This window comes from Nocardia rosealba (genome assembly GCF_020216065.1).
GTDB classification, from domain to species: domain Bacteria; phylum Actinomycetota; class Actinomycetes; order Mycobacteriales; family Mycobacteriaceae; genus Nocardia; species Nocardia rosealba.
The window spans coordinates 364,310-387,130 of the sequence record NZ_JAIWNA010000006.1 but is presented as its reverse complement, the minus strand read 5'-3'; the positions used below and the strand labels follow the sequence as shown (position 1 = coordinate 387,130).

Annotated in this window: 25 protein-coding genes; 13 read left to right on the top strand and 12 right to left on the bottom strand. The window is 68.6% G+C overall.

Annotated elements, in window-relative coordinates; all coding sequences use genetic code 11:
• The first annotated feature begins 9 nt into the window (after nt 1-9).
• The 3 genes from LDL21_RS23025 to LDL21_RS23015 are packed head-to-tail and all read left to right on the top strand — an operon-like array spanning nt 10 to nt 2,318.
• Nucleotides 10-321, top strand: a complete 312-nt coding sequence (locus LDL21_RS23025; RefSeq protein ID WP_225281682.1) for a PE family protein — start codon at nt 10-12, stop codon at nt 319-321.
• Nucleotides 322-363: 42 nt separating this feature from the next.
• Complete coding sequence (locus tag LDL21_RS23020; RefSeq protein ID WP_225281681.1) at nt 364-1,491, top strand: PPE domain-containing protein; 1,128 nt, start codon at nt 364-366, stop codon at nt 1,489-1,491.
• Nucleotides 1,488-2,318, top strand: a complete 831-nt coding sequence (locus tag LDL21_RS23015) for an ESX secretion-associated protein EspG (RefSeq protein WP_181700175.1) — start codon at nt 1,488-1,490, stop codon at nt 2,316-2,318. Before LDL21_RS23020 ends, LDL21_RS23015 begins: the two co-directional genes overlap by 4 nt.
• Before the next feature lie 112 nt (nt 2,319-2,430).
• On the opposite strand, the gene LDL21_RS23010 is transcribed toward LDL21_RS23015, so the two are convergent.
• From LDL21_RS23010 to LDL21_RS23000, 3 genes are read right to left on the bottom strand one after another with little or no spacing between them, the layout of a single operon-like run.
• Nucleotides 2,431-3,099: a histidine phosphatase family protein gene (locus LDL21_RS23010; RefSeq protein WP_225281680.1), complete on the bottom strand. Its 669-nt coding sequence runs from the start codon at nt 3,097-3,099 to the stop codon at nt 2,431-2,433.
• On the bottom strand, nt 3,096-4,010 hold the full coding sequence (gene pheA / locus LDL21_RS23005) for a prephenate dehydratase (protein ID WP_225281679.1): 915 nt from the start codon (nt 4,008-4,010) through the stop codon (nt 3,096-3,098). The genes LDL21_RS23010 and pheA overlap by 4 nt, the downstream gene beginning before the upstream one ends.
• Before the next feature lie 40 nt (nt 4,011-4,050).
• The gene (locus LDL21_RS23000; RefSeq protein WP_225281678.1) at nt 4,051-4,467 is read right to left on the bottom strand and encodes a hypothetical protein; all 417 of its coding nucleotides are present in this window, start codon (nt 4,465-4,467) and stop codon (nt 4,051-4,053) included.
• Nucleotides 4,468-4,575: 108 nt separating this feature from the next.
• Between LDL21_RS23000 and LDL21_RS22995 the strand changes: the two genes are divergently transcribed.
• From LDL21_RS22995 to LDL21_RS22975, 5 genes are all read left to right on the top strand, one after another.
• Complete coding sequence (locus LDL21_RS22995) at nt 4,576-5,337, top strand: DUF2470 domain-containing protein (RefSeq protein WP_181700167.1); 762 nt, start codon at nt 4,576-4,578, stop codon at nt 5,335-5,337.
• Between the two features lie 61 nt (nt 5,338-5,398).
• Entirely contained in the window at nt 5,399-6,175 is a 777-nt protein-coding gene (locus LDL21_RS22990; RefSeq protein ID WP_225281677.1) for a CPBP family intramembrane glutamic endopeptidase, read from the top strand.
• A 111-nt stretch (nt 6,176-6,286) separates the two neighbouring features.
• A complete protein-coding gene (locus LDL21_RS22985) occupies nt 6,287-7,741 on the top strand; it encodes an LCP family protein (RefSeq protein WP_225281676.1) in 1,455 nt (484 codons plus the stop codon).
• Between the two features lie 9 nt (nt 7,742-7,750).
• Nucleotides 7,751-8,278 carry a ferritin gene (locus LDL21_RS22980; RefSeq protein WP_225281675.1) on the top strand — a complete coding sequence of 176 codons (528 nt, stop codon included), beginning with the start codon at nt 7,751-7,753 and terminating at the stop codon, nt 8,276-8,278.
• 86 nt (nt 8,279-8,364) lie between these two features.
• Nucleotides 8,365-8,913, top strand: a complete 549-nt coding sequence (locus tag LDL21_RS22975) for a ferritin (RefSeq protein ID WP_181698155.1) — start codon at nt 8,365-8,367, stop codon at nt 8,911-8,913.
• A 258-nt stretch (nt 8,914-9,171) separates the two neighbouring features.
• On the opposite strand, the gene LDL21_RS22970 is transcribed toward LDL21_RS22975, so the two are convergent.
• The 4 genes from LDL21_RS22970 to LDL21_RS22955 all read right to left on the bottom strand — a co-directional run bounded on the left by LDL21_RS22970 (nt 9,172) and on the right by LDL21_RS22955 (nt 12,372).
• The gene (locus tag LDL21_RS22970; RefSeq protein WP_067644351.1) at nt 9,172-10,092 is read right to left on the bottom strand and encodes a DUF5926 family protein; all 921 of its coding nucleotides are present in this window, start codon (nt 10,090-10,092) and stop codon (nt 9,172-9,174) included.
• A 99-nt stretch (nt 10,093-10,191) separates the two neighbouring features.
• Entirely contained in the window at nt 10,192-10,959 is a 768-nt protein-coding gene (locus LDL21_RS22965) for a glycerophosphodiester phosphodiesterase (RefSeq protein ID WP_225281674.1), read from the bottom strand.
• Nucleotides 10,956-11,903 carry a DUF4328 domain-containing protein gene (locus tag LDL21_RS22960; protein ID WP_225281673.1) on the bottom strand — a complete coding sequence of 316 codons (948 nt, stop codon included), beginning with the start codon at nt 11,901-11,903 and terminating at the stop codon, nt 10,956-10,958. The genes LDL21_RS22965 and LDL21_RS22960 overlap by 4 nt, the downstream gene beginning before the upstream one ends.
• 109 nt (nt 11,904-12,012) lie before the next feature.
• The gene (locus LDL21_RS22955) at nt 12,013-12,372 is read right to left on the bottom strand and encodes a rhodanese-like domain-containing protein (protein WP_181698157.1); all 360 of its coding nucleotides are present in this window, start codon (nt 12,370-12,372) and stop codon (nt 12,013-12,015) included.
• 366 nt (nt 12,373-12,738) lie between these two features.
• Between LDL21_RS22955 and LDL21_RS22950 the strand changes: the two genes are divergently transcribed.
• The 4 genes from LDL21_RS22950 (at nt 12,739) to LDL21_RS22935 (ending at nt 15,832) form a co-directional block, all read left to right on the top strand.
• The gene (locus tag LDL21_RS22950; RefSeq protein WP_181698158.1) at nt 12,739-13,350 is read left to right on the top strand and encodes a hypothetical protein; all 612 of its coding nucleotides are present in this window, start codon (nt 12,739-12,741) and stop codon (nt 13,348-13,350) included.
• Between the two features lie 120 nt (nt 13,351-13,470).
• Complete coding sequence (locus LDL21_RS22945) at nt 13,471-14,094, top strand: superoxide dismutase (protein WP_067495485.1); 624 nt, start codon at nt 13,471-13,473, stop codon at nt 14,092-14,094.
• A gap of 143 nt (nt 14,095-14,237) precedes the next feature.
• Nucleotides 14,238-14,765 carry a peptidase gene (locus LDL21_RS22940; protein WP_067495270.1) on the top strand — a complete coding sequence of 176 codons (528 nt, stop codon included), beginning with the start codon at nt 14,238-14,240 and terminating at the stop codon, nt 14,763-14,765.
• A 359-nt stretch (nt 14,766-15,124) separates the two neighbouring features.
• Nucleotides 15,125-15,832: a TMEM165/GDT1 family protein gene (locus LDL21_RS22935; protein WP_225281672.1), complete on the top strand. Its 708-nt coding sequence runs from the start codon at nt 15,125-15,127 to the stop codon at nt 15,830-15,832.
• Here LDL21_RS22935 and LDL21_RS22930 read toward each other — a convergent pair.
• Entirely contained in the window at nt 15,808-16,455 is a 648-nt protein-coding gene (locus LDL21_RS22930; RefSeq protein WP_181698160.1) for a TetR/AcrR family transcriptional regulator, read from the bottom strand. The genes LDL21_RS22935 and LDL21_RS22930 overlap by 25 nt on opposite strands.
• Nucleotides 16,452-17,327, bottom strand: coding sequence for an SDR family NAD(P)-dependent oxidoreductase (locus LDL21_RS22925; protein WP_181698161.1), 876 nt, complete (start codon nt 17,325-17,327; stop codon nt 16,452-16,454). Before LDL21_RS22925 ends, LDL21_RS22930 begins: the two co-directional genes overlap by 4 nt.
• Before the next feature lie 263 nt (nt 17,328-17,590).
• Between LDL21_RS22925 and LDL21_RS22920 the strand changes: the two genes are divergently transcribed.
• Nucleotides 17,591-18,358 (top strand): SDR family NAD(P)-dependent oxidoreductase, encoded by a 768-nt coding sequence (locus LDL21_RS22920; RefSeq protein WP_181698162.1) that lies wholly within the window; start codon nt 17,591-17,593, stop codon nt 18,356-18,358.
• 53 nt (nt 18,359-18,411) lie between these two features.
• Here LDL21_RS22920 and LDL21_RS22915 read toward each other — a convergent pair whose 3' ends face one another.
• From LDL21_RS22915 to htpG, 3 genes are all read right to left on the bottom strand, one after another.
• Nucleotides 18,412-18,861, bottom strand: a complete 450-nt coding sequence (locus LDL21_RS22915; RefSeq protein ID WP_181698163.1) for a GNAT family N-acetyltransferase — start codon at nt 18,859-18,861, stop codon at nt 18,412-18,414.
• A gap of 50 nt (nt 18,862-18,911) precedes the next feature.
• A complete protein-coding gene (locus LDL21_RS22910) occupies nt 18,912-20,633 on the bottom strand; it encodes an FAD-dependent oxidoreductase (RefSeq protein WP_255675326.1) in 1,722 nt (573 codons plus the stop codon).
• 219 nt (nt 20,634-20,852) lie between these two features.
• The gene (gene htpG / locus LDL21_RS22905) at nt 20,853-22,811 is read right to left on the bottom strand and encodes a molecular chaperone HtpG (protein WP_225281671.1); all 1,959 of its coding nucleotides are present in this window, start codon (nt 22,809-22,811) and stop codon (nt 20,853-20,855) included.
• Nucleotides 22,812-22,821: the final 10 nt, after the last annotated feature.

The window sequence follows — 22,821 nt, the reverse complement described above, 5'->3', positions numbered from 1 at the left end:
AGTCGGGTCATGGTTGGACACGTTCTCGTCGCACCGGAAATCATCCTCGCCGCGGCCGCCGAGCTGGATCTGCTCGCCGAGCGGCTCGCCGCCGCAGCCGCGCTGGCAGGGCCGACCACGCACGTGCTGCCCTCGGGCGCCGAAGAGGTCTCGCTGCTGGCGGCTGGACACTTCAACCGCGCTGCGGCTACACACGACGGCGCCATCGCCCAGGGCATTCTCGAGCTGCACCACGCGGCCGCAACCCTGCGCTCGCAGTTGGTCACCCACATCGGCGAGGACATTGCCGGCGCGGCAACGATCAACGCCGTCCAGGTGTAACCCGAACCCGCCGACGATCATTCATTCAGGGGAGAAACAAGTATGACCGCAGGGATCACCGGGGTCTTCTGGCTGCCGCGCATGGCCGAAGTCAACTCGACCACACTCAACGCGGGCGCGCATGCCGTCCCGATCTCGGCTGCCGCCACCTCCTGGGGCACCCTTGCTGCCGCCTGGGGCGACGCCGCCTTCACCGTCACCCGCGTGATCGCCGAGGTCGGTGTCGGTCTGCAGGGCCTCAACGGTCTGGCCGTGCTCGGCCGGCTCGCGCCGTTCCTGCACTGGACCGGGCAGCAGAGCGTGATGGCCGCGACCATGAGCGCCAAGGCCGCCGCCAACGCCACCGCCTACACGGTCGCCTCGATCGCCATGCCGAGCCTGCCCGAGATCGCCGCGACCAACGCGGCGGTCGCGGCTTCGGCCAACCCGCCCGGCGTCGTGTCGGGTGCGTTCGAGGTGGCCGAGGTCGCCCGGCACGCGATGGATATTCGCGCAGCGCTGGTGATGGAGACCTACGAGGCCGCCACTACTGCCACCGTCACCACCCCCGGTGAGTTCGCCATGCCGCCCGCCATCGCCAGCGGCGCCGGTTCGGCCGCCCAGGGCGACTTCGGCGGCGGCGATCCGCTGCAGACCGCCGTGGCCGCCGCGCAGGCCTTCGTGTCCAACCCCGGCGTCGTCAGCGCGGCCACCCAGGCCGCGAACGTGGCGGGCAGCGTCGTGTCCGGTGGTGTCGGCACGGTCGGCAACATCGGTGCCACCGCGCTGTCGGCGGCCACCTCGACCGTTCCCGCCGCCGCCGGTGTCGCGCCCGCGATGGCCGCCGGCGCCGGAGCCGCCGCCATGGGTGGCATGTCCACCGCGTCGGCCAGCCTCGGTGGGGTGTCGCTCGGTGGCAACGGGCTGAAGCTGCCCGAAGGCTGGGGTGCCCCGTCGTCGAGCGCTCCCGCGGCCGCGCCGGTCGGCGAGACCGTTGTCACCCGCTCGGAGGCCGCGCCCGTGCGCAACTCCCAGGCCGCCGCGAACCCGCTGCTCGGCAACCGCGCCAAGGGCGAGGACGACGAGGAACACGACGCGAACGACTACGGGCGCACCGACGAGGCGTTCACCGATGGCCGCTATGTCGCCGAGGGAGTGATCGGCGCCGATCTCACCGGATCGGCCAAGTGACAGTGCTCGGCGGGGGCGGCGGCGGATCGCTGCTCGAGGCGGTGGTGCTCTCGCTCGACGAGATGCAGTTCCTGCTCGAGCAGCTGCAGTTCGACGAGATGCCCGTGGTGCTCGACGCCATGGGCCGCTACGACCATGTCTCGGCGCACGACGCGGCCATGGAGGCAGCCGAAAAGCTGCTCACCGAACGGGAATTGCTGTTCGGTGACGTGGTGGTACCCGAACTCGCCGAGCGCTTGCGGGTGCTCTACCGGCCGCAGTGGATCATCGCGCTGCGGTGGGTGGTCGCCGGCCAGGTGAACCGGTTCTGTCTGGCGCAGGGCGACGACCGCGCGGTCGTCGCCCTGCGCGGGCCGGACTCCTATGTCATCGACGACGCGGGTCTCGACCTGCCCGGCGCGGTGCTGCAAGCCCTCGGCACCACCGAGGCACTCGAGCTGTACGGCATGAACGCGCCGACCGAGCAGCTCGCCCCGATCTTCGGCGACACCGGCGATGCCGCCGCAACCGCCGCGCGGCTCAGCGAGGTGGGCAAGCCGGCCACCGACGCGAAAACCCTCGCCTCCGCGCTGGTCGAAATCCATTCCTACGCCGAGATCGTCGGCGTGGCTTACGGTGACGGCACCCGCGAAGTGCAGGACAACCACATCGCCGTGTTCAACACGCGCGCAGGACGTTTCATCATCACCGCCAGTGTCGCCGACGACGGCGTGAAGTGGTCGTCCATCGCCACCGGAACCAACGCCCGCCTCCGCACAGCGGTAGCCGACCTCATCGAATCCCTCCCGCTCCGAGAGGAATTCAAGGCCACCATCCCCGGCTCCTGACCCCACCGCGCAGAGCCGGGTACGCCCCCGCAACCAATCCCCCAGTCGCACCCTCTCCAAGCACCGACGCCCCCACAACTCAGCCGTGAACCGGAGGCGCCAGCCGGAGCGTTCAACCCATCGGGTCGTCCGGGGTGGGGTCGGCCTTCACGGTGAACGGTGGGGTGAATCGGCCCCAGCGCAGGCATTCCCAGCCGCCGTCCTCGGTGGGGAGCAGCTCGATCGTCTCGGTGTTGTCGAGGTGGTTGTTGGTGGTGAACGGCGGCGCGACGCCTGCCAGTTCCTTGCCGACCAAACGCATTGCGGCGCCGTGGTTCACGACCACCACGTCACCGTCCTCGTCGTCCTCCAGGTACTGCGCGCGTAGCTGGGCGAGTACCGGGAGGATGCGGTCGAGTACCTCACGGCCGGATTCGCCACCGGGGGTTCGCGTGTCGAGTTCGCCGTGGTGCCAGCCACGGTAGATCCGCTGGAACAGTTCGTGGGAGTCCCGGTCGGAGCGGCCGTGGAGTTCGCCGACCTGCACTTCGTAGAGATCGGGCAGGACCTGGGTGGTGGTGCCGGTGGCGGCCTCGATGTAGCCCGCGGTCTGGCGGGCGCGCAGGGCCTCCGAGGCCACCAGCACACGGGGCGGGCGGATCAACGTGTCGCCGAATGCTTTCGCCTGTGCCACACCGCGTTCGGTGAGTGGCAGGCCGGGGACCCGAGTGTCGAGGATGCGGGCCACATTGCCCTCGGTCTCGCCGTGGCGGACCAGGATCAGCTTCGCGCGGTTTGTCATAGGTCCGCGACCCCCTTTCGCAATTGCGTCAACCATTCCGCGGCGGGTTCGTCCGACGGTGGCGGGGTGCCGACCGCCGAACAGGCGGGCCACGAGCCGAGGAAACGGATCCGGGCGGTGCGGTGCAGCGCCTTCAAGGTCTCGGCGACGGCCGGGTCGTCGATATGGCCGACGCAGTCGAGGTAGAACCGGTAGGTGCCCATGCCGGTGCGGGTGGGCCGCGATTCGATGCGGGTGAGATCGACACCGCGCGTGGCGAATTCGGCGAAGGCTCGCATGAGTGAGCCCGGTTCGTTGGGCAGTTCGAGGACGACGGAGGTGCGGTCGGCACCGGTCGCCTGCGGGGCGACACCGGGCAGGCGCACCAGCACGAAACGGGTGATGGCCTGCTCGTGGTCGGCCACACCTTGCGCGAGGGCGACGAGGCCGAGCCGTTCACCGGCGAGGGCGGTGGAGACGGCCGCGTCGGCGGTGCCCGCGACCACATCCTCGGCGGCGGCGGCGTTGGAGGCCGAGATGAACGGTGTCGCCTCGGGGATGTTCCTGGCCACCCACTCACGCACCTGCGCGGCCGCCACCGGGTAGGCCGCGAGGGTGCGCACGTCGGCGAGGGCGGTGCCGGGCCGGGCGAGGATCGTGAAGGTGACCTCGAGTTCGGTCTCGGCGACGATCTGCAGGCGCGGACCGACAGCCAGCGAGTCGAGGGTGGCGGGGATGGAGCCTTCGACCGAGCTCTCGATCGGGACGACGGCGCCCGTCACCGCACCGGAGCGGATCAGGTCGAGTGCCGCACCCTGACTGGGCGCGGCGATGCGCTCGACGGGTTCGTCGAACGCCCCCGATTTCTCGAACTGCACCAGCGCCATCTCGGTGAAGGTTCCGGATGGCCCGAAATACGCGATACGCGGCACACAGAAAGATTAGCTGGACCGGCGGTCGGCGCGCCCCGCGTCAGGATGCGAGGACCGACACCGCCGCGCGAACCGACTGCTCATCGCCGGTTTCGATGGCGAGCAGCACGGTTCGGGTCGCCTCGATAGCGGCGGGTTTCAGTGCGGTGAGGAAGGGGAGATCGGGTGCGGCGAGGGCGGTGGGGATGTCCTCACCGCAGAGCGCGGCGACCGTGCCCGCGATGACGGCGAGCGCGCGGGGGCCGCTCTCGGTGCGGGCGACGAAGCCGCCGTCGGCGTGGGCCACCTCGACCAGGACGGCGGCCAGTTCCGGGTCGGGGATGTCGACGTCGACGACGCGCGTGCCGTCGGGTGTGCTGCCGAGCGGGCGGATCAAGCCCGCGACGAGGCTGCGGCGCGGGGCCGACAGGCTGACCAGCACAGGTTCGCCGGGAGAGGTGGTGTCGTCGTGCGCCATCCGACCACGGTAGAGGCACGCTTTCGGCGTGTCGGCGGCGGACCTCTTGCGCGAACCCGCCGCGTAACTTAGCTTAGGGTTACCTTATTCACCGTCGCGGAGGTTGACATGTCGAGCCCCACCACGATTCTCGCGCCCACCACTGCCGAGCGCGTGCGCAGTGCGTGTCTGCGCGCGGAGACCGCGGTGCTCGCACTGCCCGGCATCGACCCCGTGCCGACCACCCTGCATCACCTGCGCCGCTGCGGTGACGCGGTGATCGCCGTTCCCGCCGACTCGCTCGCCGCCGCCCTCGCCGCCACCGCCAACGAGACCTCCGCGGTGCTCGAACTCACCGACCACGCACCCCTGCCGCTGCGCGAGCCCGTGCGCGCGCTGGTGTGGTTGCGCGGCTGGGTGCGTCAGGTGCCGCCGCACGCCCAGCGCGCGCTCGCCGTCGAAATCGCCAAGGACTTCCCGCATCCCGGCCTGCTCGACGTAGGCCACGGCGCGACTCTGCTTCGGGTGGTGGTGAACTCGGCGGTGCTCGCCGACACCTCCGGCGCCGAATCCGTCGACCACGCCGACCTGCGGGCGGCCACCGCCGACCCGTTCTGCGAGATGGAGGGCGCCTGGCTGGCCCACATGGCCGAGGACCACGCCGACCTCATCGCCCAACTCGCACGCCACCTGCCCGCCCGCCTGCAGGGCGGCCGGGTCCACCCGCTGTCGATCGACCGCTACGGCATGACGCTGCGCGTGGAGAGCATCGACGCCGATCACGATGTACGCCTACCCTTCTCGTCGCCCGCCGACGACGTCGAGTCGCTCAGCAAGGCCGTCCGCCTCCTGGCCGGCTGCCCCTTCCTGAACGGCCTGCGCCGTATATAGACCGACCGGACACCCAGGCTGGGCGGCAACGGGTCGACTTTTCCTGCCTACACTGCGCGGCATGCGCGTGGAACATCCCGAGACCCAGCTGAGCGAACGCGAGCGGTTCGGGATCCGGGTCGAGATCGGCGTCGTACTGCTGGTGACGTTCGGGCTCAGCGGGATCAGTGCGGGGCTTTCACTGCTCGATTCCGCGTTGTCACCGGGTGGGGTCGGCGGGCGGACGGTGGCGCTGAACGCGTCGCGCTCGAACAACTCGATCATCGATCTGTTGTTCCAACTCGTCGGCATCACGCGCCTGCTGGCGTGGGCGGCGCTGGGCCTCTACCTGTTGTGGCGCAGCGGAATCGGGCCGCGTCTGATCGGCTTGGCGCGGTTCGGTCGCACCGACGCGGTCGCGGGTGTGGTGCTCGCGGCGGTGATCGGGATACCGGGCCTGGGCCTGTATCTGCTCGCCCATGCGCTCGGAGTGAGCGTGACCATCGTGCCGAATTCGATCGACGAACACTGGTGGCGGCTGCCGGTGCTCATCGCGTCGGCCTGTGCGAATTCGGTCGCCGAGGAGGTGATCGTTGTCGCCTACCTCATCAGCAGGCTGCGCAAACTCGGTTGGTCGGAGAACGGTTCACTGCTCGCCTCGGCGCTGCTGCGTGGTAGTTATCACCTGTACCAGGGCCCCGGGGGTGGGCTGGGCAATATCGTGATGGGTCTCGTCTTCGGCCGATACTGGCAGCGGACGAACCGGCTGTGGCCGCTGATCCTCGCGCACGCCCTCATCGACGCCGTCGCCTATCTCGGCTACAACGTGCTGCGCGGACGCGTCGGTTGGCTACCGTGACGGCGTGTCACCGCGCGGCGCGCTAACGGTCGGGCCGACCATGGGTATGCAGTAGTGACCGCGCACGCAAACCCAGCCCGCGCCCCCGACGATCAGTAGAGTTCGACAGTGATGAACGGCGACAACCCACGCGATGATCCACGCAGGCGCCGGGTGCCGCCGCCGACCGGCCGCCCCGGCCCGCCGCCCGATGCCCGGCGACCTCCGCCCGTCCCGGGCCGGCCCGCGCCCGACGCACGGCGACCCCCGCCCGTTCCCGGCCGCCCCGCACCCGACGCGCGACGCCCTGTGCCGCCCCCTCCCGGCGCGGGCCGACCCGGCTACCCGGCGCCGGACGGCCCGACCGTCCGCCACACCCCGCACGACCGCCGCCCCGCCTCGCACATCGAACCCACCCAGGTCCTGCACCGCGACGGCCGCGACAACCAACCGCTCGCGTACTCACAGGCGTCTCAGCCCGCACAGGCGCCCCCGGCTCCGCGCGAACAGAAACCGCGCCGACGCGAACCGGTGCAGCACGCCCCGACGCAACGACCGGTCCCCCATCACGATGCGGTGCCGCCACGCAGACGCACCCCACCGCCCGTAGGCGGGGGCCGCGCACCACGTCCACCGCGTCCCCGTCGCAAGCGTCACCCGTTCCGCTGGTTCACGGTGGTGGTCGTCGCGCTGATCGCGGGCATGATCGCCGGTGTCATCTACCTGGACAACTCGCTGACCCGCATCCCCGCCCTCGCCTCCTACAGCGACCGGGTGGGCGACACCCCCGGCACGAACTGGCTGCTCGTCGGTTCCGACGGGCGCGGTGACCTGTCCGAGGACCAGGAAGCCGAACTGGCCACCGGCGGTGACACCGGTCCCGAACGCACCGACACGATCATGCTGGTGCACATCCCGTCGTCGGGCCCGACGACGATGGTCAGCCTGCCGCGCGACTCGTATGTGAGCATCCCCGGCCACGGCAAGGACAAGCTCAACGCCTCCTTCGCGCTCGGCGGCGCGCCGCTGCTCGTACAGACCGTCGAGGTGGCCACCGGCGTGCGCATCGACCATTACGCGCAGATCGGTTTCGGTGGTTTCGCCAGTGTCGTCGACGCGCTCGGCGGTATCGAAATGTGTTTGGACCAGCCGATCGTCGACCCGCTGGCCGGCCTCGACCTGCCCGCGGGCTGTCAGGAGCTCAGCGGCCCGCAGGCACTTGGCTTCGTGCGTACCCGGGCGACACCGAACGCCGATGTGGACCGGATGAATCATCAGCGCATGTTCATGTCGGCGCTGCTGAAGAAGGCGACGAGCATGGGCACGCTCGCCAATCCGTTCGCGCTGTGGCCGATGGCGACGGGCGTGGCAGGCTCGCTGAAGGTCGACGACGGCGACCACATCTGGAACCTCGCAGCCCTCGGCTGGGCGATGCGCGGTGACACGGTGACGACCAGCGTGCCGATCGGCGGCTTCACCGATACCGATGTGGGCAATGTGCTGCTCTGGGACAAGGCCAAGGCGCCCGGCTTCTTCGACGCGCTCGCCAAGGATCAGCAGATCCCGGAGGATCTGCTCACCCGGTAACGTCGACTCATGGCCGACTTCACCGAACTCCTGCGTGACCAGATCCGCCACGGACTCACCGCGGCCCAGCAGTACCTGGCCGCCGCCGTCTATTTCGACGCGCAGCGACTCCCCCAGCTCGCCGGACAGACCTACTCACATTCCTCGCGACATCGCGCGCACGCGCTGCGCATGGTGCAGTACCTGCTCGACCGCGATGTCGCCGTGCGCGTCGGCGGGCTCGACGAGGTGCGCCCCGATTTCGATTCCCCGCGCGACGCGATCGCCTTCCTGCTCGCCCGCGAGGAGACCATCACCACCCAGATCAGTACGCTCGCGGCCACCGCCCGCGCGGCGAACGATTATCTGGGCGAACAATTCACCCAGTGGTTCCTGAAGGAGCAGGTCGACGAGATGTCGGCGCTCACCACGCTGCTCGAGGTGCTCGACCGCGACGGGAATTTGTTCGATGTGGAAGAATTCGTCCGCCGCGAACTCGCCGGAGCTGCGAAAACAGCCACAAGGATGCCGAAAATGGCGGGCGAGGGGCACATCTAGTTAGGAAATACTTGGTTAGGGAATACTGCCCTCAATAAGGCTGCACTTGGATGACAAGCCCTCTGACCAGCGCTAATGTTGCCGACATGTCGAGCAATCCGGAAACCCCGCGCAGCAAATTCCACAGCCTGCTCCAAGACCAGATCCGGCATGAGTTCAACGCCGAGCACCAGTACATCGCCATCGCGGTGTGGTTCGACAATGCCGATCTGCCACAGCTGGCCAAGCGCTTCTACGCGCAGTCCGTGGAAGAACGCAATCACGCGATGATGATCGTGCAGTATTTCCTCGACCGCGATATCAGTGTCGAAATCGCGGGTGTCGATGCGGCGAAGTCGCATTTCGACAACCCCCGCGAGCCGATCGCGCTGGCGCTGTCGCAGGAGAAGACTGTCACCGATCAGATCATCCAGCTCGCGAGCACCGCCCGCGAAGAGGGCGACTACCTCGGCGAGCAGTTCATGCAGTGGTTCCTCAAGGAGCAGGTCGAGGAAGTCGCCGCGATGAACACGCTGCTCAATATCGCCGATCGGGCCGGGTCGAACATGTTCGATCTGGAGAACTTCATCGCGCGTGAGATGAGCACTCCGTCGGATGCGTCCGGGGCGCCGTCCGCCGCGGGCGGCAGCCTGTAGGTCAACAGCGAACGGCTTCGGCTCGCGGGCAGCGAGCCGAAGCCGTTTCGTGTGTCACCAGCCGGAGCCGGAACCGCCCGAGCCGGTGTTGGCGAGGATGGTGCCGATCACCATCTGTGCGAGACCGGCAACAGAGCCGAGAAATTCCATGATGTCCTCCGACTTTCACTGACGCCGAGCGTCGGCGTTGGGGTCAACCTAACCGACCGAACAGTGTGAAAGTGGAATGTTTCATTAATTTCATCCGCACGGAAATGTTCAGCGCAGGGTGACCTGACGCGAACGCAGACCGTCGCGCGACCGCCGCTCCTCGCTCGTCATCGGGGCGTCCGAGGCCAGCGCCTCGGCCAGGCGCGCACCGAATTCCCGTGCGGGCGCCTCCCATTCGGTGGGGTGACGCTCCGGATCGAGATCGAACACCGGAACGAGCACACCGTGGGTGCGGAAGGAACCGGCGAACCGCGAACCCTCGCCCATGTGCAGGCCGCCACCCGCGTGCACCCGCGCCAGCGCGAGCATCAGGGCGTCCTCGTCTTCCGGACGCACCCAGCGCACGTGCGCCTTCTCGCCCGCGTCGACCCACCACGCCGCGCCGACACCGTCGGCACCGAGATCCAGGCGGGCCGAGGGCATGATCGCCTGCTTGGCCTGCTCGATGGTCGCGGCGACCTGCGGATCGGGGGTTACGCCCTCGGGCACCCACCAATCGAAGTCCTGGTGCACGGTGAGCTCCAGGTCGGCACCGGGATCGATGACATCCGCCAGGCGCGGACCGCCCTCGACGGCCTCCGGGGCCGTGAGCGACTCGCCCGGTTCGGCCGACTGCGTCCACAGGATCGCGGCGGCGATATCGGCCGACGGGTCGGCACCCCGGAACTGCATCTGCGTGCCGACGAAGCCGACCGGCTCGTCACCGGCGCGCACCAGCGCGGCGACCGCGCCGGGCAGCACCGTCGCCAGGGTGACCTCGCGCTGCGCGGCCACGCCGGGCGCCAGCTTCAAGGTCGCGGTCGCCGACGGCACGAACTCCCGCAGCGCCACCAGATCACATTCGGCAGCAAGACCTTCGAACGGTCGCGTCACGACCGCCGATGCCTGCTCCTGCGCCGCACGCCGCTCGGCGAGACGCTGAGCCCGATTACTGTCGGGCTTAGGACTGTTCCGCTTGCTTTTACCCACGGCACGGAGTTTATGGCCGCCGATCACGTCGCGGCCCCGCGCCCCCGTTCTCGGCGCGCCTCCGCCTCTGGACGAGAACCGCGGCCCCGGCCGCCGATATCACAGCGCGGCGAGCAGCGCTTTGGTGCGGCCGGGGTGGTTGGTCGCCACCCAGCTCACGCCGAGGTCGGCGCACAGCTGCACGTCCTCGGGATCGTCGACCGTCCAGCAGTAGGTGGCCCGGCCCGCCGCGGCGGCCTTGTCGACGAGTTCCGGGTGCTCACGAAGGGTTTTCACCGACGGACCGACCGCCGTCGCGCCGACCGTCGTCGCCGCGCCGCCGCCGAGGAAGCGCGAGGACTCGCCGAGCAGCACCGTCGGCAGCAGCGGTGCCGCGCGACGGATGCGCCAGACGGCGGTGGCGGCGAACGACATCACGACCGCGCGCGAATGATCCGCCGAGGCGGGGGTGGCGATGCCGAAGCGCTGGAGTTCGGCGAGCACCTTGTTCTCCACCAGGGCGCCGTAGCGCACGGGGTGTTTGGTCTCGATGAAGAGTTTGGTCGGGCGGCTGCGCCAGTCGAGGACGAGGCCGATGAGGTCGCTCAGGGCGAGCACGCCCGCCGGTGCGTCCTCGGTGCCGAAGTTCATGTCGCGCAACTCGTCCAGGGTCAGCTCGCTGACCAGGCCCGTCGCGTCGGCGGTGCGGTCGACGGTGCGGTCGTGCACGCACACGAGGTGGCCGTCGCGGGTGAGCCGGACATCGCATTCCACCCCGTCGGCGCCCTCGGTCAGGGCGAGTTCGTAGGCGGCGAGAGTGTGCTCGGGAAGCTCCCCCGACGCACCGCGGTGCGCGACGACGAACGGCGCGCGATTGCCCTGACTCACTTGGCCACAACCTCCTTGTGCGGATTCTCGCCCGGCTCGGCGGATTCCGAACGCTCTGTCTCCTCGGCCGTACTCGTACCGCCCGGTTCCACCGGGGCGATGACCTCCTGCGCCGGGTCGGCGGCGATCAGCAGGCGGTGTGCCGAACGGGGATTCCCACGCAGGTCACGTCCCTCGACCAGGCGAACCGTCCACAGCGTGAGCACCGCGAACCCGGCCGCGCACAGGTCGGTGAACCCGGTGAACGAGACGCCGTCGGCCTCGGCTTGCAGGGTAGAGGCATTGCGCCACAGCGTCGCGGCGATGAACAGCACCCCGCTGCTCGCCCAGGCCGCCCACCAGATCCGCACCGCGCGCAGTGCGCGTGGATCGGGATGCGCCGCGGCGAGTTCGGTGAGGAAGACGCCGGGCCAGACGAGGTTGACACCCGGGATCACACAACCGGCGATCAATGTCCACGATCGGCGCGGGTCGCGGCTGCCGTGTGCCGCGTAGGCGGCACGGCGGGCCTCGATGAGCCACGAGACCAGCGACAGCGCCGTCAGCAGCGCGAGGATCGGCGCGAGCGTCCCGAACAGCCACACGGTGGCGTCGGAGATCCAGAGCAGCCAGCTCGGGATCAGGCGGGTGCGGTTCTGCAGCAGGATCAGGTAGCGGCCGTATTCGGCGAGGCCGGCGAGCACGAACGCCGCCGCGGTCATGACGAGCAGCCGGTCACGCCGGTCGGCGATGCCGCGCAACGGCCTGCGCAGTGTCCGCGGCTGGGCGGGCGGCGGATCGAGCAGACCCCAGCGCGGTACCTCGGTGTAGCGGGGAGTCGGACCGGGGTCGGCGCGCACGGTGCGGGAGCTGACGCGGCGGTCGCGATGATCGGGCCTGCGGGCGACCCAGCGGTAGTTGCGCTTCTCCGGCGGCGCGTCGACCTTGCCCGGGGACAGCAGCACGCCACGACAGCGCGGGCACCAGTGCATCGGCGCGCCCTGCACGGCCCACCGCGCGCCACAGCGTGCACATGGTTGCACCACCGAACTCACCCGCGCACCCCGTTCCGGACTAGTAGATCTTGGCTTCGTGGTCGCCGTCGGCGACCACCGGACGGCCGGTCTGTTGCCAGGCGACCATGCCTCCGGACACATGACAGGCCTCGTACCCGATGTGGGTCAGGTACTTGACCACCTCGATCGAGCGCCCGCCCTGCCTGCACACCACGTAGACCTCGGCGTCGATATCGATGTCGTCGAGGCGGGCAGGGACGTCGACCATCGGGATATGGATGGCGCCCGGTGCGTGCCCGAGCTCCCATTCGTCGGGTTCGCGCACGTCGAGCAGCTGGGCGCCGGGGACCGGTTCCGCGCGGTCGAACCCGGCCGGTACCTCGCCCACCGGCACCGTGGGGACATCGGAGCTCGTCACGCCTCGATCCTGCCATGCCCGAAGCGGTGCCGGGCGCCGTGTGCGTGGTCTGTGGACCGATCACGGTTATCCACAGAATCCACAGCTCGATCCACAGGTCTCAGCAATCGATCAGCACACGATCGGGCGTGTCCGCCCGCCGAGCGGGGTTCGGGCTGGTTCGCGCGGCATGGGAACGACCGATCCGGGACTCCCCTCCTGACATCCCGGAGCGGTCGTTCGCCGCTGACGTCGGGATTTCGCGTCCGCACTGATCCCGACATCTACTTGGACGCACGCCGGGCCGTTTCGGTTCCATAAAAACGACATCACTAGTGAAAATCCCATTTCGTGGGATCTGGGCGGGCGGATCGGTAGCCTGAGCGCATGAACCAGAGCAGGGGGCTACTCGACAGTTTCGACCGCAACGGCCTGAATACCGCTTTGTCCGAATCGACCTGTCTCGGCGTGGAGGTGGACGCCGACGCGGGCAAGCTGCAGCTGTGCCTGGCGGTGCTCACGCAGCCCGCCGACGGCGCCGAACCCGGTGAGCGCAAAGTGCTGCTCACCTTCACCGGTGTCACCCGCGTCGCCGCGTCGCTGCGCATCCAGCGCTGGGACGACATCGACGCCCGCGTTCTTCCCCTCACCCTCGACCAGCTCGACGAGGCCATCGAGAGCTTCGGCGGCGGCGGCCTGCACGGCTGGGAGTTCATCGACGTCGACGACAGCGGCTGGACGCTGTGGAGCGAGCTGCTCAGCTTCGACACGGTGCTCGACCAGCGCATCGCCGCGCATGTCATCGAATTCTCCCAGGAGGAGGGCATCGATCCGCGCGAACTCGACGTCCGAGTATGGTTCGACAAGATCACAATTACCGACCTGGACGGCCGCGAGATCCCGATGGCCGAGTTCGTCGAGGGCGGTCGCCGCTGGTGGGCCGCCCACGACTCGGGCGACACCCGCGCATCGAAGGCGGATGTCGCGCCCCCGCTGTAATCGGCTGGGCCATCAGAAATACAGCCCGCGCGTCGTCGGTTGCACGAATCGGGTGTACGAATGATGGTTGGTGTGCTCGATCGGATGGGCGCACACAGCCCGACACAGGAAAGGGACAACGTGGCCGAGTACACGCTGCCGGATCTGGATTACGACTACAGCGCACTGGAGCCCCACATCTCGGGGCAGATCAACGAGATCCACCACTCCAAGCACCATGCCGCCTACGTCGCCGGCGCGAACACCGCGCTGGAGAAGCTGGAAGCCGCGCGCGAAGCGGGCGATCACAGCGCCATCTTTCTGCACGAGAAGAACCTGGCCTTCCACCTGGGTGGTCACGCCAACCACTCGATCTGGTGGAAGAACCTCTCCCCCAACGGTGGTGACAAGCCGGAAGGCGACCTGGCCGCGGCCATCGACGACCAGTTCGGTTCGTTCGACAAGTTCCGCGCGCAGTTCACCGCGGCCGCCAACGGCCTGCAGGGTTCGGGCTGGGCCGTCCTGGGTTACGACACCCTCGGCCAGAAGCTGCTGACCTTCCAGCTGTACGACCAGCAGGCGAACGTGCCGCTCGGCATCATCCCGCTGCTGCAGGTCGACATGTGGGAGCACGCCTTCTACCTGCAGTACAAGAACGTCAAGGCCGACTACGTGACCGCGTTCTGGAACGTCGTCAACTGGGCCGACGTGCAGGACCGCTTCGCCCGCGCCGTCAACCAGGGCAAGGGCCTCATCTTTGGGTGAGTAGTACTTTCCGTGAAGGGCCTCCCGGCGTTCGCCCGGGGGGCCTTTTGCGCGGAATGACCAGTTCCTGGCACTCAGTGGTACTTGTGTGCCAGTACAGTTCGGGGCTATTCCTGACTTATCTCGTAAGTCGGGAGGTCGTCATGACTGTTCAGGGGCCGATCGGGTTCACGCCGTTTCAGGCGGATGGTCGTCTGCGGGGGTTCGTGGTGTCGGGGCGGTGGCCGGATACCACCAAGGAGTGGGCGCAGGTACTCGTGCTCGCCGTGCGGGTGGCGTCGCTGCCGGGCCTGCTGCTCACCAGCACCGTGTTCGGGGTACGTGAGGAGTTGCCCGATGATCCGGAACCCGACACCGTCGGTCTCGTCCTCGCCGAGGGCCCGGTGGTGGGCGACCAGGCGATCGAGCCGGGGCGTTTCGCCGAGCATGTGCCGCCCGCCCTGCTGATGCTGCATCCGCCGTCGCAGACCCGGCCGTCGCTGCCCGAGTGCGTGGGCGCCGCGTCCGGGTGCGTGCTGCTGCCCGGTGTGCCGCATCTGGGTTTGGAGCATCGGGCCGCCTGGGCCGAGGCCGAACTCGACGGCACCGTCACCTCCCTGGTGAGCCGGGTCGGCATGGATCTCATCAGCGACCCGGATACCGCCGTCCTGGCAATGCTGTTGGCTGCCTGAAACTTTCACGGCACAGGCCTGGCGAACCACTGGCAACAGGGTTTCCCGATCCGGAATTCAGGGGAACCGAACTATCCGGGCCGCTCAGCCAAACTTATTGTGTCCGTTGCCCTTTCGGTGATGCGATGTTGGCATTCCGGGAGCAACCGCGCTATGGTGGACGACAGCGAAGGGGAGTAGCCCGCAATCGCCCAGTCGACATACTGATCGCCGCCACCACCGGGGCGGTCCGGCTGCGCGAACCGGTAGTCACCGGTGGGCGAGACCTTCGGCCACGAAACCGATCATTCGACCGGTGTGGCTGAAGGCACCCCCGTCTCAGCCGCAGGCCGGAAGTTGTTACCTGGGAGCTGAATTCATTGATCGCCACGATCCTGCTGAGCTTCGGCGTGATCTTCCTGGCCGAGCTGGGCGACAAATCGCAGCTGATGGCGCTGACCTTCTCGCTGCGCTACCGCTGGTGGGTCGTCCTGGCCGGTATCAGTGTCGCCAGTGTCGCCGTGAACCTCATCGCCGCCGGTGTCGGCCACTTTCTCGGCACGGCACTGCCCGCTGGTGCCATCGCGGTGGTGACCGCGCTCACCCTGCTCGCGGTCGGCGTGTGGACCCTGCGCGACGCGCTCGGCTCGGCCGACGACACCGAGACCGCTCCCGAACCACCGAGTACCCGCAATGCCTTCCTCGTGGTGATCTCCGCCTTCATGCTCGCCGAACTCGGCGACCGGACCATGTTCGCCGCGGCCGCGCTCGCCTCGAACAACAGCTGGCTCGCAGTGTGGATCGGCTCGGTGGCGGGCATGGTTGCCGCGGGTGGGCTGGCGATTCTGGTCGGCAAGTTCGCGGGCAAGCACCTGCCCGAGCGCGGGATCGCCATCGCCTCGGGTCTGCTGTTCCTGTTCTTCGCCGGGAAAACCCTGCTCGACGCCTTCGTCCCCGGCGTCGACGGCATCGCCGCCGTCGCGCTCGCCCTGCTCGCCCCTGCCCTCACCGGCGCCGGGGTACTGGCCTGGCGGTTCTCCCGGCGCGAGCGCGAGCCGGTGGATCAGCCGGCGAAGGCGTTGCCGTAAACCGTGCCCGAGCGCTGCGCCAACGCGATGAGCTGATCCTTCAGCTCCCACAGGCTGTCGAGGTCGCCGCCGGCGATCTTGCCGGTGACCATCGCGCCGATCGCCGCCGCCAGCGTGGCGCAGGCGAAGCGCTGCTCGTCGGTTTCGGCGCCGAGCATCGCCGCCACCACGGTGACGAACCGGTGCTGCAGGTCCATCCGGGCCGCGATCGCTGCCTGTCCCGCCGCGTACACCTCGACGAGGAACAGCCGTGCCGAGGCGGGATCGTCGATCAGATGCTGGAAGTAGGCGGTGAGGATGCGATCCATCCGGGTGGGCGCGTCGGCGTCGGCGAGTTCGGCGATGGTGTCCTGCAACCGATCCGAGAGCAGCTGGGAGGCGCGGTCGAAGGCGGCGCGGAAACAGTCCTCCTTGGAACGGAACTGCTCGTAGAACGTCTCGCGGGACACCCCGGCGCGTTTGAGCACCGCCGCGACCGGCGTGCCGACATAGCCGCTCTCGCACATCGCCTCCCCCATCGCGACGAGGATGCGTTCGCGCTGGGACGCGACCACTTCCGCCCGCGAGAGGCGGTGGCGTCCGCGTGGCAGCTGACGCAGGGTCGATCCGGGTTCCTCACTCATTGCCGTTCCATTCTGCGCGGCCGGGCCGGTTGGTCGGTGGTGAACGGTGCGTCCTCGTCGCGGGCGATCTCGACGGCGCGCGCCACTCTGTTGCCGTGCAGCCGTTGCACGACCAGCTGGGCGAAGGGTCGAAGCGGCCGGGCCATCGCGACCCACCACGGCGCGTACACCGTGGCCTTGCGGCGGGCCACAGCCCGTTCCATGGCGTCGACGGCCGGGCCGATCGGCGAGATCCCCGCCAGGCTCGTGCCGCCGAGGATGGTGTGCGCGGCGGCGGTGTCGAAGCCGCGCACGGTCATGTCGGTGTCGATCCCCGCGAAGTAGGTGACGCCCACTTTGGCTCCCGTGGAGGACAATTCGAAGCGCAGCGTTTCCGCGAGCGCGGCCACCGCGGCCGCCGACGCACTGTAGGCGCCGCCGAGCGGCAGCTGCACGGCACTCGAGATGGACGACATCATCAGGACGTACCCATCCGCGTGCGCGATATACGGGCCCGCCGCCTGCACCGCGTACGCGACACCGAGCACGTTCACCGCAAGCGTCTCCTCGAGCACCGAGGCGTCACCACCGACCATCGCCATCTGCTTGGCGATCCCCGCGTTGGCCACCAGCACATCCAGCCCACCGAGTTCGGCGACCAGCACCGGAATCACCCGCCCCACCTGGGCCGGGTCGGCCACATCGCAGTAGCGCCACGGCACATCGCCGCATTCGGCGGCCACCTCGGCGAGCAGTTCCGGCTCGATCCCGAGCAGCGCGACCCGCGCCCCCTTCGCCGCCAGCCGCCGCGCCAGCGCAGCACCGATCCCGCGCGCGGCACCCGTGATCAGGACCCTGCGCCCGGCCACGCTCGGACCGGCGAACGATCTCATGACGGCACGCTACCACCGGCAAACACCGCTGTTCGCGACGATTTCGGCTACACCGAGGTAGGGGTGCGCCACACCACACCTCGGAACGTTATGGTGCATTATTGGCAGAAGGCCGATAAGGCCGAAAACCACGACCGGTCTCGGCGCGTCGCCGCCTCTGGACTGACCGAAGGGTGCGACGAAGGAGTGCCCGTAGGGAGGGAAGAGGCGGCGCTCAGCGCCGAGACCCGCGGCGCCAGCCGCCAAATAACACAGGAGAATTTGTGGAGATTTCTGGTTCCGCCGCAATCGTCACCGGAGGCGCGTCCGGCCTCGGTGCCGCTACCGCCAAGCGCCTGGCCGAGGCGGGTGCCACCGTGTTCGGTCTCGACATCCCGCAGTCCATCGAGCGCGCGGGCGGCAACGTGCCCGACGGTGTCACCCTGATCGCCGCCGACGTGACGAGCAACGACGAGGTCGCCGCTGCGGTCGCCCAGGTGGCCGAGGGCCCGGCGCCGCTGCGCATCGTGGTGAACTGTGCCGGTGTCGGCTGGGCGGGTCGCATCCTGTCCAAGAACGGCCCGCACGATCTCGAGCTGTTCCGCACTGTCATCACCGTGAACCTGCTCGGCACCTTCAATGTGATGCGGCTGGCGGCCGACGCCATCGCCAAGACCGAGCCGGTGGACGAGTACGGCCAGCGCGGCGTGGTCGTGAACACCGCGTCGGTGGCGGCGTTCGAGGGTCAGATCGGTCAGATCGCGTACTCGGCGTCCAAGGGTGGCGTGCACGGTATGACCGTGCCCGCCGCGCGTGACCTGGCGCAGTTCGGTATCCGGGTGAACACCATCGCCCCCGGCATCATCGATACCCCGATGCTCGCCGGCGTCACCGAGGACTACCGCAAGAACCTCGAGGCGGGCGTTCCGTTCCCGTCGCGGCTGGGCCGTCCCGACGAGTACGCCCAGCTGGTGGAGTACATCGCCCGCCACGACTACCTCAACGGCGAGACGATCCGCATGGACGGCGCCCTGCGCATGGCGCCCAGGTAAGCAGTTCGAATTCCGCACGGCGCCTTCGTTTTCGGAGGCGCCGTTCGGCGTTTCTACAGGACACGCTCGAAGGTGATGAGGGCCCGGCCCGGGCCGTTGTAGTTCGCGACCGGTCCGGTCACCGTGAAGCCGAGGCTGCGGTGGAAGTCGATCGAGGTGTAGTTCGACGGTGAGGTGATGGCCGACACCAGCTTTCGGCCCTCGGCGCGCACGATCGTGAAGAACTCGTCGTAGAGGGTGCGGCCGAGGCCGGATTTGCGGGCGTCGGGACGCACGGCGACGAAGTGGATGTAGGCGGCGTCGGCGTCGGCGGGTGAGCCGAAACCGATGAGGAATCCGGAGATTCCGGCGTCGTCGGTGGCGATCAGGCTGGTGCGATGGAAGTGGTCGAGGAACATGCGCGGCAGGTTGTGCGTCACGGCCCGCCCCCACCAGTCGTCGACCACCCCGATCAGTTCGTCGTAGTCCTCGGGACGTGCTCGCCGAATCTCGTGCCCACCCATATGTCCATGGTGGACCGAAATCGCTTATTCGGCACGGTGTTCGATCCGGTTCACGCGCCGACGGCCGACCGGTCCACCGGTTCGATGGGCAACCGCAGGGCCGCGGGGGCACCGGCGGGCACAACGGGAGCACGCGGGGGGACCGGCGCGATCCGGCGGTACGGCTCCCCCGTCGGCGGCCGCGGATCGGCCTCACCTCGGTTCGGCCACAGCGCCGCCGCCCGTTCCGCCTGCGCGGCGATGGTCAGCGACGGGTTGACTCCCAGGTTCGCCGAAATGGCCGAGCCGTCGACGATGCTCAGTCCCGGATAACCGTGCACCCGGTGGTAGGGGTCGATCACGCCGGTGGCGGGATCGGCGCCGATGGCGCATCCGCCGATGAAGTGCGCGGTCATCGGAACACCGAAGACATCGGGCCAGGTGGTGCCCGCGGTGGCGCCGAATTTCTCGGCGACCCTTCGGGTCACCTCGTGCCCGGCCGGAATCCAGGACGGATTGGGGTGGCCGTACCCCTGCTTGCTGGTATAGCGGCGGCCGAACAGCCCACGCTTGGTGTAGGTGGTGATGGAGTTGTCCAGGCTCTGCATCACCAGCAGGATCAGGGTCCGCTCGCTCCAGCGTGTGGTGCGCAGCAGGCGCACGGTGCGGATCGGGTGACGACCCGCGATGCCGAGCACCCGCAGCCAGCGCGGTGTGCGCTGGTCGCCGTCGACGAGGTAGGTGTTCAGCAGGCCCATCGCGTTGGAACCCCGGCCGTAGCGCACCGGTTCCACGTGGGTGTCGGGCGTCGGGTGGAACGAGGAGGTGATCGCCACCCCCGTGGTGACCTCGATGTCGGGATTCACGGTGGTTCGGCCCGCGCCGAGGATGGCCTCGGAGTTGGTGCGGGTGAGCACACCGAGGCGCGGCGACAGCGCGGGCAGGACGGCGCGGTCACGCATGCGGAACAGCAGTCGCTGGGTGCCCCAGGTGCCCGCGGCGAGCACCACCCGGTCGGCGGAGAACGTGGTGCGCTGCTTGCGGATCCAGCTGCCGGTGCGCTCGGTGTCGACGAGCCAGGTGCCGTCGGTTTGCGGACGCAGGGCCGTCACGGTGGTCATCGGCAGTACGGTCGCCCCGGCCTGCTCGGCCAGCCCGAGATAGTTTTTGACCAGCGTGTTCTTGGCGCCGTGCCGGCAGCCTGTCATGCATTCGCCGCACTTCACGCAGCCGGTGCGGGCAGGGCCGACACCGCCGAAGTACGGGTCGGCGTCGGTACGGCCCGGCTCGCCGAAGTACACCGCGACGGGAGTCGGCACGAAGGTGTGCCCGACGCCCATCTCCTCGGCCACCGCCTTGATGACCGTGTCGGCCGGGGTGTGCAGCGGATTTCGGACCACCCCGAGCATGCGGGTGGCCTGCTCGTAGTGCGGGGACAGTTCGGCTTCCCAGTCGGTGATGCCCGCCCACTGCTTGTCAGCGAAGAACGCCTTCCCCGGCTTGTACAGCGTGTTGGCGTAGTTGAGCGACCCGCCGCCGACACCGGCTCCGGCCAGGATGAAACAGTCGCGCAGGCGATGCACGCGCTGAATGCCGTAGCAGCCGAGTCGTGGCGCCCACAGGTAGCGGCGCAGGTCCCAGTTGGTCGCGGCGAAATCGGCGTCGGCGAACCGGCGGCCCGCCTCGAGCACGCCGACCCGGTATCCCTTTTCCACCAGCCGCAGCGCCGTGACGCTGCCGCCGAAACCCGATCCGACGATCAGCACGTCGTAATGGGTGTTCACGTCCACCATTGTCGCGAGCCTAGGAGCAGCGCCCCGCTCCCGAACCGGGCTCGTGCGGCATTGCCACAGGACACAGGGCGGCACCCCCGGGACTGGTAACCGTCACAACACCGCCGCGCGGCCGATCGGCACAGCCGAACCGTGACCTCGACCGCGAGCCGCCACCGAACCGACCCCGGCGAGACCCGTTGTGCCGCAGCACAACGGTCCCGCCGAGGCGGCGTCGCGTCACACCGTGCGAGTCAGACGCTCGGTGAGCAGGTGGGCGAAGCGGGCCGGATCCTTCAGTTCGCCGCCCTCGGCGAGAACTGCCGTGCCGTACAGCAATTCGGCCGTCTCGGCGAGCTCGGGCACCTTGCCCTCGTCGGCATCGGACTTGCGCGCGTCGTAGGCGTCGCGCAGACCGGTGACCAGCGGATGGGTGGGGTTGAGCTCGAGGATGCGCTTGGACTCCGGCAGCGCCTGACCCGACGCGCGGTACATGCGCTCGAGCATCGGGGTGAAGTCGAAGACGTCGCCGACCAGGCAGGCCGGTGAGGTGGTGAGCCGGTTGGTGAGGCGCACCTCCTTGGCGACCTCGGACAGGGTCTTGCCGAGCCAGGCGAGCAGGTCGGCGAAGTCCTTGTCCTGCTGTTCGCGCAGGGCCTCGGTCTCCTTCTTCTCCTCCTCGGTCTCCAGGTCGACCTCGCCCTTGGCGATGGACTGGAACTTCTTGCCGTCGAACTCCGGCACCGAGCCGACCCACATCTCGTCGACCGGGTCGGTGAGCACGAGCACCTCGAGCCCCTTGGCCTTGAAGGCCTCCAGGTGCGGCGAATTCTCCACCTGCGCACGGCTTTCGCCGGTCATGTAGTAGATCGCGTCCTGGCCGTCCTTCATCCGCTCCACGTACTGCGCGAGCGTGGTGAGCTCGGACTCGGAGGCCGTGGAGGCGAAAGACGAAACGGTGAGCAGGGTTTCACGGTTGTCGGTGTCGGACAACAAGCCCTCCTTGAGAACCCGGCCGAACTGGGTCCAGAAGGTCTGGTACTTGGTCTGGTCCTCGGCCGACTGCAGATCCTTGACCGTCGAGAGCACCTTCTTCACCAGGCGCTTGCGGATCATCTGGATCTGGCGGTCCTGCTGCAGGATCTCGCGCGACACGTTCAGCGACAGATCCTGCGCGTCGACCACACCCTTGACGAAGCGCAGGTACTCCGGCATCAGCTCTTCGCAGTTGTCCATGATGAACACCCGGCGCACGTACAGCTGCACGCCGCGCTTGTGCTCACGGGTGAACAGGTCGAACGGCGCGGTCGAGGGCAGGAACAGCAGCGCCTGGTATTCGAAGGTGCCCTCCGCCTTCATCGGGATGATCTCGAGCGGGTCGTCCCAGGCGTGGCTGACGTGGTGGTAGAACTCCTTGTACTCCTCGTCGGTGACCTCGCTGCGCGGGCGCGTCCACAGCGCCTTCTGCGAGTTCAGCGTCTGGTCCTCGACGACGGTCTTCTCGACCTTGTCCTCGCCCTCGCCCTCCATCACGGTCCGCTCGACTTGCATGCGGATCGGCCAGGCGATGAAGTCGGAGTACTTGCGGACGATCTCGCGCAGCTTCCATTCCTGCGTGTAATCGAAGAGGTGATCGTCCTCGTCGGGCTTCTTCAGCGCCAGCGTCACCGAGGTGCCCTGCGGTGCGTCGGTGACGGTGTCGATCGTGTAGGTGGAGCTGCCTGCCGCGGCTTCCCAGCGGGTGCCCTCGGCCTCGCCCGCCTTGCGGGTGGTGAGGGTGACCTTGTCGGCGACCATGAAGGTGGAGTAAAAGCCGATGCCGAACTGGCCGATCAGCTCCTCGGCCGCGGCGTCGGACTTGGCTTCGGTGAGTTTGCGGCGCAGCTCGGCGGTGCCGGACTTGGCGAGGGTGCCGATCAGATCGATCACCTCGGCACGGGACATGCCGATGCCGTTGTCGCGCACGGTCAGGACCCGCTCGTCGGAGTCGACATCCAGCTCGATGTGCAGATCGGAGGTGTCGGCGACGAGGTCCTTGTCCTGGAACGTGGCCAGCTTGAGCTTGTCCAGTGCGTCGGAAGCGTTCGAGATCAGCTCCCGCAGGAACGTGTCTTTGTTGGAGTACACCGAGTGGATCATCAGCTCGAGGAGCTGGTGGGTCTCGGCCTGGAACTCGAGTGTTTCGACTGCTTCTGTCACGCCGACAATG

Coding starts and splice junctions, on each gene's coding strand:
- LDL21_RS23010 (WP_225281680.1), bottom strand. CDS start 3,099: ATGACAAACCGCGCGAAGCTGATCCTGGTCCGCCACGGCGAGACCGAG.
- LDL21_RS22940 (WP_067495270.1), top strand. CDS start 14,238: ATGACTGTTCAGGGGCCGATCGGGTTCACGCCGTTTCAGGCGGATGGT.
- LDL21_RS23025 (WP_225281682.1), top strand. CDS start 10: ATGGTTGGACACGTTCTCGTCGCACCGGAAATCATCCTCGCCGCGGCC.
- LDL21_RS22990 (WP_225281677.1), top strand. CDS start 5,399: ATGCGCGTGGAACATCCCGAGACCCAGCTGAGCGAACGCGAGCGGTTC.
- LDL21_RS22995 (WP_181700167.1), top strand. CDS start 4,576: ATGTCGAGCCCCACCACGATTCTCGCGCCCACCACTGCCGAGCGCGTG.
- LDL21_RS23020 (WP_225281681.1), top strand. CDS start 364: ATGACCGCAGGGATCACCGGGGTCTTCTGGCTGCCGCGCATGGCCGAA.
- LDL21_RS22925 (WP_181698161.1), bottom strand. CDS start 17,327: ATGAGATCGTTCGCCGGTCCGAGCGTGGCCGGGCGCAGGGTCCTGATC.
- LDL21_RS22930 (WP_181698160.1), bottom strand. CDS start 16,455: ATGAGTGAGGAACCCGGATCGACCCTGCGTCAGCTGCCACGCGGACGC.
- LDL21_RS22910 (WP_255675326.1), bottom strand. CDS start 20,633: ATGGTGGACGTGAACACCCATTACGACGTGCTGATCGTCGGATCGGGT.
- LDL21_RS23000 (WP_225281678.1), bottom strand. CDS start 4,467: ATGGCGCACGACGACACCACCTCTCCCGGCGAACCTGTGCTGGTCAGC.
- LDL21_RS22950 (WP_181698158.1), top strand. CDS start 12,739: ATGAACCAGAGCAGGGGGCTACTCGACAGTTTCGACCGCAACGGCCTG.
- LDL21_RS22915 (WP_181698163.1), bottom strand. CDS start 18,861: ATGGGTGGGCACGAGATTCGGCGAGCACGTCCCGAGGACTACGACGAA.
- LDL21_RS22980 (WP_225281675.1), top strand. CDS start 7,751: ATGGCCGACTTCACCGAACTCCTGCGTGACCAGATCCGCCACGGACTC.
- LDL21_RS22985 (WP_225281676.1), top strand. CDS start 6,287: ATGAACGGCGACAACCCACGCGATGATCCACGCAGGCGCCGGGTGCCG.
- LDL21_RS22975 (WP_181698155.1), top strand. CDS start 8,365: ATGTCGAGCAATCCGGAAACCCCGCGCAGCAAATTCCACAGCCTGCTC.